Consider the following 18,768-nt stretch of genomic DNA (forward strand, 5'->3'; position numbering starts at 1 on the left):
TATATTGATGTTTTTCAATTTAATGTCGCTGCAACTTAACGCACAAACAAATGATCTTCAAGGAAAACTATCAGGAAAAGTTTTAGATGAATCCAAAAAGGCCTTTCCTTACACCACAGTAAGCTTACTAAATGCCAAAGATTCTACGGTAGTAAAAGGTACGCTAAGTGATGATAATGGCGGTTTTTCATTTTCAGGAATTAAAACCGGAAATTACTTGATAGCTTTTTATATTATAGGTTATAGAAAGACATTCAAAGGTCCTTACCAGTATTCAGAAGCATTAAAAATTCATCAGATAGGAGAGGTACAGTTGTTGCCAGATGCACAATTGTTAAAAGGCGTAGAAATAGTTAAGCACAAGCCATTGATTGAGCGTCAGGTTGATAAGACTGTGATCAATGTAGAAAATAGCGCTCTTGCAGCGGGTAACAGCGCTTTAGAAATACTACAAAAATCGCCGGGAGTAACGGTGGATAAAGATGGAAATATTAGTCTGCGGGGCAAACAGGGTGTTAATATCATGCTTGATGGAAAGCCAACCTATTTGTCATCAGAACAATTGGCAAATCTGTTGCGTTCTACAGAAGGTAACGCAATACAAAGCATAGAGCTGATCACTAATCCCTCCTCTAAATACGATGCTGCGGGCAATTCGGGGGTCATTAATATCAAACTTAAAAAGAACAGGAATTACGGAACAAATGGTGCGATAACTGCAGGTGCAGGTTATGGAAAATATTATAAGGCGTATGGCGGACTAAACTTAAATCATCGTGAAAAGAAGTTTAATATATATGGAAATACTGATTTTGGTAAAGGTAAGAGATTTGGTAGTACCGACATCGTAAGGGTAAACAATACTGTAGCAGATAAGACCTATTTTGATCAGACCAATTTAGCGCTAAAGATTAGAAGTAATGGTAATTACAAGGCGGGTATTGATTATTTTGTTAACGACAATAATACCATAGGGTTTGCTTTTAATGGCTCAAACAGCAACGGAAATAATAGTGCTAATGTGCTTACGCTGATTGGCGACAGGCCCGGTAAAGCAGATTCTTCTGTAGGGGCAAAAAATCCCAGCGATTCTCATTATACTAGTATGTCTTACAACCTTAACTATAAGGGCGTTTTAGACACATTGGGTCAGGAAATCAGTGCAGATGCAGATTTCTCACAGTATATCGGTAAAGAGAAGAATGACTTTAACAATATGTATTATGATGCTGTTGGTAAAACTCTTAAGCCAGATTACTATTTCAGGAATGCCAGACCAACAAAGACAACCATCCGATCTGCAAAAACAGATTACACTTACCCAATAAATAAAGAGACTAAGCTGGAAATGGGTTTAAAGACCAGCTTTGTAGCTACAGACAATAACTTTATGTTTGAGAACTTTGAAAACAACGCGTGGACCAATGATCAAAAAAGAAGCAACCAGTTCTTATATGATGAAAATATTAATGCAGCTTATGCCAATCTTGGAAAAAAATTTAAGGGGACCTCTTTGCAATTGGGAGTTCGCGCTGAGCAAACCAATTCTAAAGGCAATTCCATCACTGATAAAAAGGTAGTAAACAGGCACTATCTAAACCTGTTTCCAAGCCTATTTATAAATCAGGAATTATCAAAAGATCATGAACTAGGTTTCTCCTACAGCAGAAGGATAGACAGGCCGGATTATGGTTCTCTTAATCCTTTCATTAGCTATGTAGATTTGTATTCTTACCGTTATGGTAACCCATTCTTAAAACCACAATACACCAATTCCTTTGAGCTTTCTTATGCCTACAAAAAAACCTTAAACATAACAGTTGGCTATAGCCGTACAACAGATGTAATAACAGATGTTTTACTGACGGATACAGTAAAGAAAACCATTTTCATTTCTAATCAAAATCTAGCTACTCAAGATTCTTACAATTTAAACATCAGCTATCCATTACAAATAACCAAGTGGTGGAATACCAGCAATAACTTAACTACTTATTATAATAATTTTAAAACTCCAGATTTGTTGGGTGCAAAGTATGATAGCGGAAAGGTGGCACTAAATTTTAATACAAACCAAACTTTTAAATTAAACACAACTACTAGTCTAGAAATGAGCGGTTACTATCAGTCGAAGCAAATCTCCGGAACAATAGTTATTGATCCGCAATATGGTATAGACTTTGGGATTAAGAAATCTCTTTTGGATAAGAAAATGGATTTTAAGCTGGCTGCAAATGATGTTTTCAATCTACAAAGAAGTAGAATAACAAGTGCCCTGCCATCTCAAAAATATGTTGTAAAAGAGCGTTGGGAGAGCCGGGTTTTCCGTTTAACCTGTACCTATCGTTTTGGAAGTAAAGAAATTAAGGCTGCAAGGCAACGTTCCAACAGTTCGGAAGATGAAGGTAGACGCGTTAAATCGCAATAACATAACCTTTAGTCTGTGTTCTGGTCATTAATGTTTTACAAATCCCGCAACGCGGTCGTTGTTAATTTCTATAAGGTCGTTTAATACTGTTGTGTTTTTCATAATGGTAGTTTTGGTAATACAACATCCCCTTTAATAAGTTGTTTTTAAATTTTATAGATTTGTAGGCTTAACCTCATTCAATGCCCTTTAGTTTAAACCTGTTTGATTTCTCTAAGAAAATAAATTACAAAACCGAGGTTTTGGCTGGTCTAACCGTAGCCATGACTATGATGCCCGAGTCTTTATCCTTTGCCATACTGGCTGGATTTCCGCCCCTTACAGGCTTATATGCGGCTTTTATTATGGGATTGGTAACTTCCATATTTGGAGGCAGACCGGGTTTGATTTCCGGCGGTGCCGGAGCAGTGGTAATTGTGCTAATCGCTTTGATGAAGACGCATGGATTGGAATACGTTTTTGCCGCAGTGGCAATGGCAGGCGTTATACAAATCTGCATTGGCTTATTTAAACTGGGTAAGTTCATTAGGCTAGTACCACAGCCTGTTATGTATGGCTTTGTAAACGGGTTGGCAGTTGTTATCTTCATGGCACAGTTAGCGCAATTTAAAACTGTTGTTAATGGTACTACAACATGGTTAATCGGTACACCATTAATGATAATGGGTGGATTGGTGGCCTTAACCATAGCAATTGTATTGTTTTTTCCAAAAATAAGTAAAGCTGTTCCATCATCGCTTGTAGCCATTATAGTTGTTTACCTGCTGGTATTGGGCTTTGGTATTCCTACCAAAACAGTTGCAGATATAGCGTCTGTAAGTGGTGGTTTCCCACCGTTTCACATCCCTAGGATCCCTTTCAATTTTGAAACACTAAAAGTTATTTTTCCGTATGGAATAGTTATGGCAGGAGTAGGTTTAACAGAAGGATTGCTTACTTTAAATCTGGTTGACGAGATCACGGCAACAAGAGGCAATAGGAATAGAGAATGTATAGCACAAGGTAGTGCCAACATCTTAAATGGATTTTTCTTTGGTATGGGCGGATGCCCTATGATTGCCCAGACTTTTGTAAACCTTTCTGCAGGAGCTAGGGCCAGACTTTCTGGTATTGTTGCATCGCTAACTATCCTTGCCATCATCCTGTTTGGTGCTCCTATAATCGGTCGCGTACCAATGGCAGCTTTAACTGGGGTAATGATTATGGTAGCTATAGGTACATTTGAGTGGGCCAGTTTTAGGATTATTAATAAGATGCCAAAACAAGATATCTTTGTAGGCATTACAGTAGCAATTATCACCATTGTGCTCCATAATCTCGCCCTTGCGGTGCTAATCGGAGTCATCATATCAGCTCTTGTTTTTGCCTGGGATAGCGCGAAAAGAATAAGGGCTAAGAAATATATAGACGATACCGGTGCAAAACATTATGAAATATACGGACCGTTATTTTTTGGATCTGTAACGGCCTTTAATGAGAAATTTGATATAGTGGCAGATCCGAATCGGGTAATCATTGACTTTAAAGACAGCAGAGTGGCAGATATGTCTGGGATAGACGCCCTCCATAAATTAACACAGCGCTATCAAAAAGAGGGTAAAATGGTTTTTTTAAGTAACCTAAGTGATGATTGTAGGATATTGCTAAAAGATGCTGCAGGTATTATTGAAGTTAATATACTGGAGAAGTTATAGTCTACTAAAATACCGTAATAAGGCTGCCAATAATTGCCATGACCAGAGCAATGATTACTGCAGGAACAAAACCTTTTACTTCAAAATCAGAAAATAAAACATCTGCTAATTTTATCATCAATGCTGTTACTACCAGATGGATAAGAAAGGAGAGTAGACCCAGCGTTACAATATTTAGCGGCACCCTGATTATAAAACCAACTGTTGCATTAAGTAAACCAATAACAAGCGCCACCCAGATTGCAGTAACATAATTCTTAATACGTACTGTAGGCAGTAGATAAGTCATACCTAAAAGGATACCTGCATCAATAAGCAACTGTATAATAAAATTCATAGTGTTTTTATATTTACTAATGTAACAATTGATTTGTTGAGGTGTTAATATAGTAACTAAAAATAATATTATGGCAAGTTTTCAGGAAATCATAAACTCAGATAAACCGGTACTGGTAGATTTTTCGGCCGAGTGGTGTGGGCCATGTAAAATGATGGCACCAATACTGCAGCAGCTTAAAGGAATGGTGGGAGAAGAAACTACTATTCTAAAAATTGATGTGGATAAAAACCCCAAGGTCTCTGCCCAATATAACATACAAGGTGTACCAACTTTAATAGTATTTAAAAATGGAGAAATTAAATGGCGACGAAGCGGCGTAATACAGGCCAGTCAGCTAAAAGGTATTATTGACGGTTTTTCTTAGGGCTTAAATAAGTTTTTATTTTTTAAAACCATATATTCAGGTAAAATTTGCTGTATGGGAAGGTTGTTAATTATACAATATTGGTTTACAGCATGTTAAATACCTGTATAGATCCATAGTATGTTCTCAGAAATTAATAAGAATGTAACCAGTTATGTGAGTTTTAGCGTTGAAGACCTTGGTCAATTCAATAAGCTATTAAAAAACAAGACTTATCCTAAAAAAACCTTTCTGCTCCGTGCCGGAGAAATTTGCAACTTTGAAGCTTTCATTGTAAAGGGATGTTTACGTAAATATTATATAGACGATCACGGTAATGAAGTGATTATTCAGTTTGGTATAGAAAATGGATGAATAAGCGATATAGCAAGTTTCGCAAATCAAAAACCCAGTAACCTTTTTATCGAAACACTGGAAGATTGTGAACTCCTTTACCTTAACCCTCGCAGTAAAGAAGAATTATTAGAAAAAGTGCCTTGCTTTGAACGCTTTTACCGCATTCTGGTTGAGCGTAACGTGGCTTCAATGCAAAACAGGCTGTTTTTTAGCATTGCTAAAACTGCAGAGCAGAAGTATCTTGATTTTTTGGATCATTACCCAACTATCCCCCAGCGCGTAGCGCAACACTATATTGCATCCTATTTGGGTATGACGCCTGAGTTCCTGAGTAAAGTGCGCAAACGAATGGTTAAAGAAAAAAAATAGACATCATATTCTTTCTTGTCCTAGTTCAATGCCAGGTGATTTATGTCACCCTATCTTTGATGTATTAAAAACAAAAAGATCATGGAAAATAGAATTTTAGGCATCCATCACATCACTGCAATAGCAGGAGACGCCAACCGCAATTTTGACTTTTACACCCGGATATTGGGATTACGTTTCTTAAAGAAAACAGTAAATTTTGATGATCCGCATACCTACCACTTTTACTTTGGCGATGAAACAGGTAGCGCTGGTACCATCTTAACTTTCTTCCCATGGGGTGATGAAATACAACAAGGCAGAAAAGGATCAGGTATGGCTACAGAGATTGGTTACGCCATTCCAAAAGGAAGTATCGACTTCTGGATCAAAAGATTTGAAGACAATAATGTAATTTATAATAAACCTGCAGAAAAGTTTGGTCAGAAATATTTAACCTTTCTAGATCCTGACGGTTTGAAACTGGAGCTTACTGAAGTAGAGAATGACAGTCGCAAACCATGGGTAACCAATGAGGTTACTACAGAAACAGCTACAAGAGGTTTTCATCATGTAACGTTGACGTTGAAAGATAAAACAGCTACTGAAGCTATATTAACTGATGTGTTTGGTTATAGACTGATGGTAACAGAAGGTAATAGATTCCGTTATGCAACTGATGCTGCTAATGAAACTTCAATAATAGACATCGTGGAAATCCCATCAGAAAACAGGGGCTTTAATGCCAACGGAACGGTACACCACGTGGCATTTAGAGTTAAGAACGACGAGATATTGATGGAGTTCAGGGAAAAAATAGTGAAACTTGGCTTGAGTATCACACCTCAAATTGACCGTAACTATTTCCATTCACTTTACTTCAGAGAACCAGGAGGCGTATTGTTTGAAATTGCGACTGAAAACCCAGGCTTTACAGTAGATGAGCCCTTGGAAGAATTGGGTCAAAATTTAAAATTACCAGTACAATATGAAAGTCAGCGTGCAGAAATAGAAGCAAGATTAGTAAAATTAGATTAAGCTAAAGATCATGAACTATCAATCATTAAAATACATATACAAAGCTTCGGGAAATCCCGATGCCAATACCCTTCTTTTATTACATGGAACAGGAGGTAATGAGAAAGACCTGATCTCGTTGGGCGAAAGCTTTGGCGCAAACATTAACCTGTTAAGCGTAAGAGGAAACGTTTCTGAACGTGGTATGCCCAGGTTTTTTAAACGTTTGGGTATGGGAATATTCGACGAGAAAGACATTGCTTTCAGAACAGATGAACTACTGGCTTTTTTACAAGATACTGCCGTAAAAGAAGGCTTTGATATCAGCAAACTCATCGCCCTTGGCTATTCTAATGGAGCAAATATCGCAGGTGCGATGCTGATAAAATACCCTAATGCTTTGGCAGGTGCCATCCTATTCAGACCAATGCAGCCATTTAAAGAACTGGGTACTATTACAGTGGAAAACGCTGTACCTATTTTTATTACCAATGGCGCTGCAGACCCAACTGTTGATCCGAAAAGTACCGCGAATTACCTGAAGGCTTTGCTGGCAGGTGGTTTTAATGTAGAATCAGTTAGCTTGCCCGCAAAGCATAATTTGACGCAACAAGATGTAACGCTGGCTTTAAATTGGTATAGTAAATATTTTAGCTATATTGGTGTATAAAACCAAATATCATGAAGCTCCTCTTTTCCCTCCTTTTAACAACAATACTCAGTTCAGCATACGCACAAAAGGTTAGTCGAGATATGCTTATAGTTGACCTCAATGCTGATAAAGGTGTTGTTGTTGCAGATGGTGATAAAGTAGAGCGATGGAAGAACCAGGTGAAATCTTTTGTAGTGAAAGACTTTTCCAAGCGGGATGAAGGAAGAAAAGTACCCGGATCTGGACGACCACAACTTACCAAGAAAGTCACATCGCTTAAAGGCCATAACACCCTTGTGTTTAACAAACAAGAATTGGTTAATATGGATGAAGATGCTTTTGATCACCTCACTAAAGGTGGCGGATACACCTGGTTTGCAGTATTAAAGGCTGGAAAACAATCCGGCGAGTTACCTAATGTAAATTGCTTTTTCGGTAACCTGCGCAACAAGCCAAATAATGAAGGCTTCTGGGGAGGTTTTAATGACGATAATAGCTTCTGGATGAGCAGCAGAAACGCCATAACGTTCGGTCGCTGGGATCAAAACAACCCTTATGTAACATCTAAAGAAGTTGTAAAACAAGATCAGTATTACCTGATCATGGGCAGAATGGGGAAGGGAACTGAAACAGTCACCCTTTCTTTATACCTTAACGATGGCGCAAAACCAATTACCTGTAATCCATTTCCGGTAAGTCAAAACGTTAACCCTTCTAGGATGGCAATAGGTCAGGAACGTGATGCTGTAGAACATCCCGGCAGAGAGTCATTTGTTGGTGAAATGGCTAGGTTTATGCTTTTCGATCGCCCGCTTACCGATCAGGAAATGGAGTTGAGTGCAAAGGAAATCGTTGCCTATTACGGAATTAAACCCTATGTCCCAATTCCATCGCTAGGTGAGGTACTAGGTGTTAGAGATTATGATCTAGATAATTCAATTTTATATGTTATAAAGGATGGTAAAAAAGATATTATTCTAAAGGGATCATTTCATGGGTCAGGTAACCGCAGTGTTCTGAGTGTTATACCTCAGAAAAATATAGCCTCATTAGAAGTGTTAAAGGAAGCTAGTGCGACGCACTTTATGGTAGTGATGGTAAGGACGGAGTTATTATTATAGGTATTATTGACTCAGAGATGGAAAACGTCCGCAAAATCCTTAAAGCAGAGGGCTTCATCGATTAACCCTCGTTCCTTCTTTGTCATTCAGGCTAGCCTTTGTCATTCAGCGCGCAGTGAAGAATCTCTTTAGGCTCTTAACAACTCCGATCAAATTACTGATTATCACAATTGCACTATATAAAATCTTAACAAAAATAAAAAGAACTTTCTTAGCGATTTAGATTCTTCGCTGCGCTCTGAATGACAAGAAATCCCTTGAATGACAACGACTGGACTGAATGACAAGAAATGCTCTGAATGACGAATATTATAAAGAAAAAAATAACTTTTAATTAATAAATGTGTTTGTCATAATTGTTTCTGCTTTAATTTGCATGGGAATAGGTTCATTGCCTTGAGCAGATGCATTTTGGTTTAACTTTATATTGCCCAGTATATCTTGCTTCATTTTGATTTCAGTAATCATCCCAGTCTTCTTGTCAATTTTATTGTTAGAAGTCATTGTGCCATTCAAATTGTACTGTATCGGTAAACTACCGGGACCGGTGCTTTTAAAAGTCAATTTAGCCTTCATACTAACTAAATATTCAGAACTGGTTATTTTATCCAATGTATAGATCGACTCAATATTAGGCAGCATAATTTCATTACCACCAGATCTATTTGTAGTCCATGTATCACCCTCTTTAATTGCCTTATTGGGATAAAGACTAGTACTCATTTGGCTGTTTTCTTTAATGGCCTTATCACCATAAGAATGAGCCATTTGCTTTAACATAGCGGTTTTAAAAGCCTCCGGAACCCCCGGCATATTGCTAAATAACTTAGAGAAAAGAGAATCAGCACCAATAGTTTCAATCACACGACCAGTATTAGACATTTTAGTAAGGTATTCTTTGCCCTTTAACCCGTCAAGGATCTTAGCCACAGTGTTGTTATCTGTTGGAACAGCTACTCCATCTTTAACCATTTTTACCGACATGGATACATAAGTGATCTTAATTGTATAAATAGTATCGGTAACATCCACAACTTCAGCTAAGTTCACCGCATCTGAAATACTCGTGGTAGACATAGGTTTGCCCATTATGGTCTGACTGGAAGTCGATGTTGAAATCATATGCTGATTGTATTTCTGACCTTTGTTTAGTTTAATCAGTATCCTTTCAGGTTCAGATTTGCAGTTAAAAAGGAAAGTTGCAGCTAGGAAGAGCAATAAAGATTGTTTCATAAAGCGTTATTTAATTATTCGATTAAGGTAATAAAACTAATGGATTAAACAGCTACTCCAAAATCTTTATGGTTCTATGCATAGTTTACTTTAGCAAAGTATTGATTCGATTTATAGTGCTGCTTGCTGATGGTCTAGGGGCTTCTTCATTAGCAGCTTTACCTGTTTTATCGAATATCAAATACCTTGGGATAGTTTTAACATTAAACTGTCTACTGAAATCATCAGACTGATCATAGCTTAAAAAATAGTTTTCACCCTCAATCTTGTGACCTGCGACTAACGTTTTCCAAATACTTTCAGTTGGCGAGTTTATGCAAATGTAAAGGAATACTACATCTTTACCTGCCAGCTTTTCCCTTAGCTTCTTTGAATTTCCCATTTCCATTAAACAGGGCACACACCAGGTTGCCCACACATCCACGTACACCACCTTGCCTTTGTATTTGTCTATAATGCCTTGAAAAAAGGCAGTCCCAGGCAATGTTTTCGCATCATTATAAACTGTTTTGGCTGATGGCTTATCCTTATAGAATTCACGATAGGCTTCATTGTATTCTTTAAGGAACTGGGCTTTTACCGGATTATTATTTACTATCTTTTTGTAGTCATCAATTAATGAATTGATATAAACCAGCTGATTAAATTTTAACTGGGTTCTTAATAATTTGGTTAAATATATGTCTCTTATAAAAGGGTCGTTATTTTTAGAAATGTAATCGAAAACTATCCTATTGCTATAATCGGTTGAATATTCACTTCCGTAGGAGGCCATGTAATTATCATAAAAATTCCTTCTATCTGCTCCGCTAGCTCTATTAACAGTGTCTGCTATTCTTACGAATAATGAACGCTCAACTGATGGAAATTCCGGATGTGCTTTAAGCAAGTATTCTGCCAGCATTGGAAAAGTAACCTTTATCGCTTTATAGTTTTCCATCGCTTCACGTTCCAATATCAGATAATACTGATCCACAATAAGCTTGTAGTTATCATTGCCAAATGCAGCAGGGTTATTTAGTACAATTCCATTTGAACTTAAAAAATTTAGCAGATCTGGATCTTTTTGCTTTGTTCTAGATAGTGCCTGAAATATAAAATTAGCGGCAGTATAACGCATCTTCATATCTAGCTGATTTCTTAAGAACACACCTGTTTTATGTTCCCTAAAATAATTGGCGTTATAAGCCAAACCTTCCTTAAGCTTTTTAGTAACATATTGTTTAAAAGCGGGATAACCATCAGGCTTTATTGAATCCAGCTCACTATACTCTAAAAAACTCGCTTTTGGATCTAGGTCTGTTTTATTGGTATAGGCCACCTTTTGATTGTTGATGTCTGCCATCTTTCCTTTAAAATCTGCAGTCCTAATCTTATGATCTTTTGAGACATAGAAATTTAGCTCCATATCGCTACCTGGGGATACGAAAAAGTACAACTGAATTAATCCACCAAATATGATATCCTCTCCCTGAATTTTATAACCCTGGACTAGTGAAATTTGCTGATAACTATTTACCTGAAAAGTGACTTTAAAATTTCCTGCGGTGTCCTTATTTATTGGAATCGTTACACGTTCATTAGTAACCAAATCTCTATATTGAAATGCGAAAGCATCAACCATACTCCCATATAAGGCCAATTGTTTAATATTTCCTTTTATGGTGATGTTCTTTTGCTCAGCAATTTTAAGTTTCGATAATTTATATTTCTCCCCGTTTTGTGCAAAAGTTACAGATTGAGAAAGTGTTAAAAAAGCCAAAACAATTGTAAGCCGAAGATATAGGAGAGGAGTGCGCATATGATATCTGGTTATTAATCAAAGGCAATATAATAAAAATGAGCTAATCTCTTATTTTATCATTTTATGCGCCTTCAAAAATCTAGTCTCACCAACGCTAAAATGATCGTCGTCAATTGCAGGTGCAGAAATTAGCTTAGCAATGTTTAGCTCATCCATAATATCTACAAAATTCTTGTAGCTGGAAGCTTTAGTGGGTTTGATAATTACTACTAAAGATTTCCGAGGATTATTGGCATTCGCTTGAGCCACTTTATTTCTGTTATTGCTAATATGGCTTTGGATTTCGCCAAAAGTTGAAACAGTGGGGTCAGTTTGTCCATCAACGCCCATATACCAGGCAATTTCATTTTTAGCACCCAATAGGATTGTCATGGTTCTTGAGGCGGGGAGCTCATTCCATGCATCTATATTTTCGTCGGGTTTGGCAATATCCATTGCTATTGGTTTGGATAGCGAGGTGGTAAGCATAAAAAAAGGTGATCAGCAAAAATGCAAGATCAACCATTGCGGTTAAATCCACTTTTGGAGCTGCTTTTCTGTTTGAGGAAATACTTAATTCGGCCATGATATTAGGGGTTAGGTTTAACTTATGATGTATCCTAAGTCATTATTCCATACATTCAGATTAAAATAAGTTACGCCTTCTAAAAATATCTTTTCACCAGCTAATAGATGCCCAATAATCCGACCTATTAATAGGTTTGATAAAAATCATATCCACAAAAAACCTGTAAAAATTGTAAATCTTAAAACGTTTTCCGGTAGTTAACCATTGCACCTACATTTAATACAATTGCAAAGCCCAATATAGTAAGCAGATGAAACCTGATGTCATACAAGCCGCTTCCTTTTATGATCACCATACGCATTACGGCTATAAAATAGCTTACAGGGTTAAACTTTGATACCATTTTAGCCCAGTCTGGCATACTGTCGATAGAGGTAAACAGTCCTCCCATTAAAATAAAGATCATTATAAAGAAAAACATGATCAGCATGGCCTGTTGCTGAGTATCACAAAATGTAGAGATTAGCAAACCAAAACCCAATATAGCCAGCAAGTAAACCATTACGAAAGTGTACAAGGTGATTAAGCTACCTAAAGGAACAATTCCATAAATACAGAATGCCACTAAAAGTCCGAGTGTGAAAACCACATTGCCTAAAATCCAAAAGGGGATAAGCTTGCCCAAAATAAAATGATATTTCTTAACCGGCGAAACGTTGATCTGCTCAATGGTGCCTGCTTCTTTTTCTTTTACAATGTTTAATGCAGATAGAAATCCACCAACAATGGTAACCAATAGGGCCATAATCCCCGGAACCATAAACAACTGGTAGTTCAAATTTGGATTGTACCAGTTGGATGATTGTATTTGAATGGTGGGCGCTAAATTAAACTTACCGGGAACTTGCAGCTTGCTCCTCAATTGTTGATTGTACTGCTGGATAATTTCGTTAATGTAACCTGCACCGAGACCGGCTTTAACACCATTTATGGCGTTTACAGCAATAAAAAGCCGTTCAGAGTTTTCCCTAAGCAATATAGATTCAAAATGAGGTGGAATCTGCAGAATCAAATCGGTTTTATCATGCTCCACCAGCATAAGCGCCTCATTATAGGAGCTGCAATAGCCAGACAACCTGAAATAACCAGATGAAGTAATCTTGCTGATCAATGCCCTCGAATAATCGGAGTGATCATTGTCTACCACTGCCAATGCAATATTCTTTACCTCAAAATTTGCTGCAAGGGGTAAAATTATCAGCTGTATTACAGGCATCACCATAATTACAACCAGAATGGCCTTGTTCCTAAAAATTTGCTTAAACTCTTTTACCAGTAGAAATTTTAGTATTCTCATGCCAGTCTGATTTTAAAGCTTTTAAGACTTATCAATAGTAAAAATAGAGTAATACCTACCAGTATCAACGTCTCTTTCCAGATGTAAGAAAAGCCCAATCCTTTTATCATAATGCTTTTTACAATGAGGTAATACCATTTAGCAGGCACAACATTAGAAAACACCTGCAGGGGTAAAGGCATATTCTCTATGGGAAACAAGAAACCGCTAAAAAGTAGGGTGGGTAACAGCATCCCCACTAAAGATATCAACATGGCAGTTTGCTGCGAATCGGTCTTTACAGAGATAAAAATACCTAGGGTGAGGCAGGTTATGATAAATAAAATGCTTTCCGCAAACAACAACAAGATGCTGCCTGCAATAGGTAAGTCTAATACAAAAACGCTGAGCAGCAATATGGTGATCACATTAATTATGGAAAGAAGTAAGTAAGGCAGGGCCTTTGCCAATATCACCATGATGGGTTTAAATGGCGAAACCAGCAATATCTCCATGGTGCCATTCTCTTTTTCCTTTACAATGGAAATCGCAGTCATCATTACGCAAACCAGCATCAGCACGAGCGACATAACGCCTGGTACAAAATTAGGCGCGCCTTTAAGCTGTGGGTTGTACAACATCCGCAGCTCAGGTTGTATACTGTAAGGCAGCTGATTCGTTACATTCATCTCGGTCTGGTAGTCTCTTATTATCGAAGAAACATAGTTGGTTAAGGTTGTTGCCGTATTTGGGTCTGATGCATCAGCAATGACCTGGATCTGTGCCGTATTTTGATGCTGCAGACTTTCTGCGAAGCCTGCAGGAAATACGATGGCCATTTTTATTTTGCCGGTTCTAAAAGCAGCTTCCAAATCATTACTGCCAGCAATGATTTTCTCAATCTGAAAATAGCGACTCGCCTCTATCCTGGTAATGATGGCCTGAGATGATAAATCCTTCGCATTATCCACGACTACTATAGTCGAGTTTTTGACCTCATTGGTTAGCGCGAAACCAAATATCAGTATTTGCACCACAGGCATACCGAACAAAATAAACAGGGTTTTCCGGTCTCGCAATACATGGAGAAACTCTTTTCTTACAAATGATAAAAACTGTTTCATGTTATTCCCCTCGTTTTGCTTCCCTTGCCAAATGGTAAAATACCTCGTCCATGGTGTTTGCGCTAAATTGTTCCTTCAAGTTTGAAGGCGTATCCAGTGCAGCAACTTTCCCATCAACCATAATGGACACCCTTTTGCAGTATTCTGCCTCATCCATGTAATGTGTAGTTACAAAAATGGAGATGCCATTGTCGGCAGCTTCATAGATCAACTCCCAAAACTGTCTTCTCGTTACCGGATCAACGCCGCCAGTTGGCTCATCCAAGAATACAATTTCGGGCTTGTGGATTACCGCTGTAGAAAATGCAAGTTTTTGTTTCCAGCCCAATGGCAGAGAACTTACCATCTTTTTAGCCTGATCCTGCATCCCTAGTTGCAGGAGCAACTCATCGCCATTTTTCTTTATTTCCGCATCCCTAAGCCCGTAAATTCCCGCAAAAAAAGTAATGTTTTCTTGCACGGTAAGGTCATCGTATAGGGAGAATTTCTGACTCATATATCCGATGTTCTTTTTTATCTGTTCCGTTTGCTTATACACATCAAAACCGGCAATCGTTGCCTTTCCAGAACTTGGGGTAGACAAGCCGCATAACATCCTCATGGCTGTGGTTTTACCCGCACCATTAGCCCCCAGAAAACCAAATATTTCACCCTTATTCACTTCAAAAGTAATGGCATCTACTGCTGTAAAATCTCCAAAACGTTTTGTTAGTCCGTTGCATACAATCACCTGTTCCATTAGCCTAGCAGTTTAATAAAGCTGTCTTCAATAGTTATATCCGCTTTTTTAACCATAACCTCCTTTAGGCCATGCTGTTCCAGGTAGTTAACCAAACCATTAGTATCTGGCGTTCCCTTAAATGAAAAATGCGCAAACTCACCAAAAGCATAACTGCTTAACCGCTCCTGATATTTAAGTAATTGCTGCAACAACTGATGCATGTTGGTAGCCTTAACCGCAAACAAAACATCAGGATAACTTTTAATGATATTAGCAGGTGTGTCAATAGAAAGGATTTTCCCTTCCTGAATCAAAGCAATCCGGTCGCATAGGTTGGCTTCATCCATATAAGGGGTTGATACCATGATGGTAATGTCCTGTTTCTTCAACCTTTTTAGCATCTCCCAAAATTCCTTACGGGATACAGGATCCACACCAGTAGTAGGCTCGTCAAGAAACAATACATTAGGTTTATGAATTAAGGCACAGCACAATGCTAACTTTTGTTTCATGCCACCAGATAATTTACCTGCCCTTCTATTTTTAAAAGGCGCTATCTGAACGTATATATCTTTAATCAACTCGTAATTTTCTGCTACAGTAGTACCAAACAGGGTAGCAAAAAAAGATAGGTTTTCTTCGACAGTAAGGTCCTGATAAAGTGAGAATTTACCGGGCATATAACCAATAGTTTGACGAATTTGCTCAAAATCTTTAACTACATCCAACCCGCCAACTGATGCCGAACCGCCATCAGGAAGCAGGAGTGTAGTCAGCACCCTAAATATACTAGTCTTGCCCGCACCATCAGCACCAATCAATCCAAAAATTTCCCCCTTATCTACAGAAAAAGAAACGTCATCAACAGCCACCTTCTTTTCCTTGCCATATATCTTAGTCAAATGGCTAACAATTACGGTATGCATAACTATAATTTTACTTCAGCATACATGCCTATTTTTAAATAGCCATCATTCTTTACCTTCACCTTAACGGCATACACCAGGTTGGCACGTTCCGCTTTAGTTTGTATGGTTTTAGGCGTAAACTCTGCCTTGTCGCTTATCCATTCCAACTTGCCGGTATATTCCTTATAATCACCCTTTGCAGCATCAACAAAAACTTTAACCGTTTGGCCCAATTTAACAGAAGGGAGCTGCGCTCCGGTAATATAAACCCTTAATATGATGTTAGTTAAATCTGCTATTTTATATAAAGGTTTACCAATAGTGGCCATTTCACCTGGTTCAGCATACTTAGTCAATACCGTTCCGTTGGCTTTATTTACGATACTAGATTTTGAAATCTGATCGGCAATCTGTTCCACCTGCACCCGCAAAGTTTGCGCTTCATCGTTAATACTGGTGGTGCCAATACTCAACTCTGCGCGCACCGCATTCATCTGTTTCTTTAAAACCGATACCCTACTATTTGCATCATCCAGTTGTTTCTTAGTAGCGGCATCTGCCTTTACCAGGTTTTCCATGCGTAGCTGATCTGTCTGCGCCTGTTTCATTTGTTCCCGATAAACATCCAATTGGGCATTGGCATTGGGTCTCCTGCTTTTTGTGGCCTTTATCTGCGCCATTAACTGCTGTCTTTTTAAATTTAGCTGTGTGGTATCAATATAACCCAACACCTGGCCTTCTTTTAAAACATCGCCTTCGGCTACATTTAAAGCTTTAATGATACCCGAGGCTTCTGCAGGGCTAATGGTTTCTACCGCTTCAAAAGTACCTGTGGCATCAAACTGGCTCTTATCGGCTGAGCAAGACAACAATAAGGCGGATAGCGTGATATATAAAATTATTTTCATGATCGTTTAGTTACCAGTTATTAGAATTTGTCTGTATTGGGCCAATAGCAATTCAGTTTGGTGTACGGTTTTACTTTGAACCGCCTCATGCTCCTCATTAACCTCTCTCAAATAATCGCTCGGGGTGATCACCCCATTCTCCAATTGTGCCAGTGCAGCCTTTTTTACCCTGCTGCGTAGGGTAATTATTTCATCATCAGTAGCCAGGTATTGTTGCAGTTTATCAATCTCTGCAGATTGTAGCTTGACCAATTGCTGTGTTTGAAATAAGAAAGCACCCTTATCTGCTTCCAGTTCCTGCTTATTCAAATCAATCAGCTGGTTTTGTTTCCGGGCGGTATATAAACCAGAGAAAGACCAGTTTAAACGAACACCGCCAATGTAATACCATTCAAAACCCTCCTTAAGAAAATTTAGGGCTGGGTTGCCAATTCCGCTTTGCACAAATAAGTTCAGTTTGGGGCGGTTGCCTGCCAATATTGTTTTCTTTCCTAAATCAAGATGCGTATTGCGGTATTCAAACAAGGCCAGTTCAGGGCGATGGATGTCTGTGGTTTCTGCAAGTGCTTTCGGAACTGATAGTTTTGTGTTATCATTTAATTCCCTGCCTATAAAAAGACCCAGCATTTCCAGGTAGGCTTTTCTGTAACTGCGGATACTAATGGCCTGCTGATCTGCTTTCAGGTACTCGGCTTTTAACAAATCCACGCTACTGCGATAAGCCGTTCCAGCAGCCAGTTGTGCTGCTATCGATTTGATACCGATGTTGAGGTCGTCCTTTAACAAATTGTTTTGGCGCAGCTGCTCTTCAAAAAGCAAAACACCAAAATACAAGTCGTTCACCTTTTGTTTTACAGCATACAGGTCTACCTCCAACTGTTGCTGCATTACTTTGGTTTGCGAGGTACTAAGGTCTTGCTGTTGTTTAATCATGCCACCATCATACAATACCTGATTTATTTCACTGTAGGCTTTATATTGATCTTTATTTAACGACGATATAGAAGTGCCCGGAATGCTGATGGGTAACTTGGTAACAGCCGACTGGTATGTTGCCTGACCCAATATGCTGAATTGCGGGAAGTAGCCCTTGGCAATATTATCTACCGTATATTCATTGCTAAGGTCAATCAGTTCGCGCTTTTTGGATAGGGGATAGTTTTGCCTTGCCAGCTGGTAGCAATCCTGTATGGTAAGTAACCCGTTATTTTCCTGAGCATAGCCAGCGGTGGCGAAGAGCAAGAGTAAAAAAAACAGTTTCATATATTAGTGTTTAATATTTCATTTTAATCATGAGGTCAAATTGTAGATAAAAAAAAGCTAAGCCTCCAGCAGGGCATTAAACCAAATACCAATTAGGTTTTTTCTTTCCGCTACAAGTGATTCAAATGCCTTTCCTGTTATCACGTTAGCAGCTTCCAAAACCGGCTGACAAATAAATGGGAAAATAGACATGCCCAATAAGTTTAACATTAAATGAAGCGGATTGATGTCTGGACGCCTTTCCTGAATTTGCTTAACGAAATAAGATTCAGTCAATAATTTACCAGCATGAATTTTGTCGCCAAACATTTGAGGATTATTGCGTATTTCGCTTAACACAAATAATGGTAAACCAGGATTGTTGACCAGCATGGTAATGTAAGCATCAGCAATATCGCTGGCCTTTTTTTCCAAAGTCGTATCCATATTGTTCACTATCGGTCCTATAGTACCAAATAACTGAACTACCTTTTCGGCCATTATGATTTCGAACAACTTTTCCTTACTTCTAAAATAGTAGTTTAGCAAAGCGAGGTTTAAGCCAGATTCCTCGGCTATATCCCTTGTGCGCGTAGCCGCATAACCTTTTTGGGTAAAAACCTTTCTTGCGGCTTCGATAATTTTTTCTTCTGTGCTGGCGTCTTTATCCTTTTTCATTTAGGG

General features: G+C 38.3%; 19 protein-coding genes. 8 read left to right on the forward strand and 11 right to left on the reverse strand.

The window, feature by feature from the left end; genetic code table 11:
- Positions 1-22: 22 nt before the first annotated feature.
- Complete coding sequence (locus ACVWYN_RS14540) at positions 23-2,428, forward strand: outer membrane beta-barrel protein (protein ID WP_457289596.1); 2,406 nt, start codon at positions 23-25, stop codon at positions 2,426-2,428.
- Positions 2,429-2,610: 182 nt separating this feature from the next.
- On the forward strand, positions 2,611-4,122 hold the full coding sequence (locus ACVWYN_RS14545) for a SulP family inorganic anion transporter (protein WP_457289597.1): 1,512 nt from the start codon (positions 2,611-2,613) through the stop codon (positions 4,120-4,122).
- A 4-nt stretch (positions 4,123-4,126) separates the two neighbouring features.
- Here the strand turns inward: ACVWYN_RS14545 and ACVWYN_RS14550 are convergent, their stop codons facing one another.
- Positions 4,127-4,459 (reverse strand): phage holin family protein, encoded by a 333-nt coding sequence (locus ACVWYN_RS14550; protein ID WP_457289598.1) that lies wholly within the window; start codon positions 4,457-4,459, stop codon positions 4,127-4,129.
- A gap of 70 nt (positions 4,460-4,529) precedes the next feature.
- On the opposite strand from ACVWYN_RS14550, the gene trxA reads away from it, so the two are divergent.
- The 6 genes from trxA to ACVWYN_RS14580 all read left to right on the forward strand — a co-directional run bounded on the left by trxA (position 4,530) and on the right by ACVWYN_RS14580 (position 8,300).
- Entirely contained in the window at positions 4,530-4,826 is a 297-nt protein-coding gene (gene trxA, locus ACVWYN_RS14555; RefSeq protein WP_457289599.1) for a thioredoxin, read from the forward strand.
- 120 nt (positions 4,827-4,946) lie between these two features.
- Positions 4,947-5,180 (forward strand): Crp/Fnr family transcriptional regulator, encoded by a 234-nt coding sequence (locus ACVWYN_RS14560; protein WP_457289600.1) that lies wholly within the window; start codon positions 4,947-4,949, stop codon positions 5,178-5,180.
- Between the two features lie 117 nt (positions 5,181-5,297).
- The gene (locus ACVWYN_RS14565; RefSeq protein WP_457289601.1) at positions 5,298-5,531 is read left to right on the forward strand and encodes a hypothetical protein; all 234 of its coding nucleotides are present in this window, start codon (positions 5,298-5,300) and stop codon (positions 5,529-5,531) included.
- A gap of 81 nt (positions 5,532-5,612) precedes the next feature.
- Complete coding sequence (locus tag ACVWYN_RS14570; protein ID WP_457289602.1) at positions 5,613-6,548, forward strand: ring-cleaving dioxygenase; 936 nt, start codon at positions 5,613-5,615, stop codon at positions 6,546-6,548.
- A gap of 10 nt (positions 6,549-6,558) precedes the next feature.
- A complete protein-coding gene (locus ACVWYN_RS14575) occupies positions 6,559-7,197 on the forward strand; it encodes an alpha/beta hydrolase (protein ID WP_457289603.1) in 639 nt (212 codons plus the stop codon).
- An 11-nt stretch (positions 7,198-7,208) separates the two neighbouring features.
- Positions 7,209-8,300: a hypothetical protein gene (locus ACVWYN_RS14580; protein ID WP_457289604.1), complete on the forward strand. Its 1,092-nt coding sequence runs from the start codon at positions 7,209-7,211 to the stop codon at positions 8,298-8,300.
- Between the two features lie 330 nt (positions 8,301-8,630).
- On the opposite strand, the gene ACVWYN_RS14585 is transcribed toward ACVWYN_RS14580, so the two are convergent.
- From ACVWYN_RS14585 to ACVWYN_RS14630, 10 genes are all read right to left on the reverse strand, one after another.
- Positions 8,631-9,533 (reverse strand): DUF6263 family protein, encoded by a 903-nt coding sequence (locus ACVWYN_RS14585; protein WP_457289605.1) that lies wholly within the window; start codon positions 9,531-9,533, stop codon positions 8,631-8,633.
- 85 nt (positions 9,534-9,618) lie between these two features.
- The gene (locus tag ACVWYN_RS14590) at positions 9,619-11,334 is read right to left on the reverse strand and encodes a TlpA family protein disulfide reductase (RefSeq protein ID WP_457289606.1); all 1,716 of its coding nucleotides are present in this window, start codon (positions 11,332-11,334) and stop codon (positions 9,619-9,621) included.
- A gap of 51 nt (positions 11,335-11,385) precedes the next feature.
- Positions 11,386-11,772: a biopolymer transporter ExbD gene (locus ACVWYN_RS14595; protein WP_457289607.1), complete on the reverse strand. Its 387-nt coding sequence runs from the start codon at positions 11,770-11,772 to the stop codon at positions 11,386-11,388.
- Between the two features lie 311 nt (positions 11,773-12,083).
- Entirely contained in the window at positions 12,084-13,202 is a 1,119-nt protein-coding gene (locus ACVWYN_RS14600) for an ABC transporter permease (RefSeq protein WP_457289608.1), read from the reverse strand.
- Positions 13,199-14,305, reverse strand: coding sequence for an ABC transporter permease (locus ACVWYN_RS14605; RefSeq protein ID WP_457289609.1), 1,107 nt, complete (start codon positions 14,303-14,305; stop codon positions 13,199-13,201). The genes ACVWYN_RS14600 and ACVWYN_RS14605 overlap by 4 nt, the downstream gene beginning before the upstream one ends.
- 1 nt (position 14,306) lies before the next feature.
- Complete coding sequence (locus tag ACVWYN_RS14610) at positions 14,307-15,044, reverse strand: ABC transporter ATP-binding protein (protein WP_457289610.1); 738 nt, start codon at positions 15,042-15,044, stop codon at positions 14,307-14,309.
- On the reverse strand, positions 15,044-15,952 hold the full coding sequence (locus tag ACVWYN_RS14615; protein WP_457289611.1) for an ABC transporter ATP-binding protein: 909 nt from the start codon (positions 15,950-15,952) through the stop codon (positions 15,044-15,046). The genes ACVWYN_RS14610 and ACVWYN_RS14615 overlap by 1 nt, the downstream gene beginning before the upstream one ends.
- Before the next feature lie 2 nt (positions 15,953-15,954).
- Positions 15,955-16,842, reverse strand: a complete 888-nt coding sequence (locus ACVWYN_RS14620) for an HlyD family secretion protein (protein WP_457289612.1) — start codon at positions 16,840-16,842, stop codon at positions 15,955-15,957.
- A 6-nt stretch (positions 16,843-16,848) separates the two neighbouring features.
- On the reverse strand, positions 16,849-18,105 hold the full coding sequence (locus tag ACVWYN_RS14625) for a TolC family protein (protein WP_457289613.1): 1,257 nt from the start codon (positions 18,103-18,105) through the stop codon (positions 16,849-16,851).
- A 57-nt stretch (positions 18,106-18,162) separates the two neighbouring features.
- Positions 18,163-18,762, reverse strand: coding sequence for a TetR/AcrR family transcriptional regulator (locus ACVWYN_RS14630; RefSeq protein ID WP_457289614.1), 600 nt, complete (start codon positions 18,760-18,762; stop codon positions 18,163-18,165).
- Positions 18,763-18,768: the final 6 nt, after the last annotated feature.

Source organism: Pedobacter sp. UYP24, assembly GCF_054057295.1.